The sequence below is a fragment of the Anoxybacillus sp. MB8 genome, assembly GCF_011006755.1.
In the GTDB taxonomy this organism is placed as follows: domain Bacteria; phylum Bacillota; class Bacilli; order Bacillales; family Anoxybacillaceae; genus Anoxybacillus; species Anoxybacillus gonensis.
In genome coordinates, this window is record NZ_RXXX01000189.1 from 1 (window position 1) to 300 (window position 300).

The following is a 300-nucleotide window of genomic DNA, read 5'->3' on the forward strand; positions in this document are numbered from 1 at the left end:
CCATGGAACAGGCCGAGCAGGTGGCGGGTGATGTGCTTCAGCGCCAGGCCTTCGCCCAGCCGCGCCTCGATGTAGGGGCGCATCGCGCGCAGCAGGTCACCGCGTGCCTGTAGCGGGGCGCCGGTGTGCAGCGCCTCCAGCTGATGCAGCAGATAGGGGTCGTGATAGGCCGCCCGGCCCAGCATCACGCCATCGACGTGCGCGGCCTGCGCCTGTACCGCCTCGATGCTGGCCAGGCCACCGTTGATCACCACCGGCAGTGCCGGGCGCTCCTCCTTCAGGCGGTAGGCCCAGTCGTAC

1 protein-coding gene is annotated in these 300 nt (G+C 70.3%); it reads right to left on the reverse strand.

The window, feature by feature from the left end; translation table 11 throughout:
• The coding region (locus EKC99_RS15825) for a tRNA-dihydrouridine synthase (RefSeq protein WP_205597848.1) at positions 1-300 on the reverse strand (300 nt) is incomplete at both ends.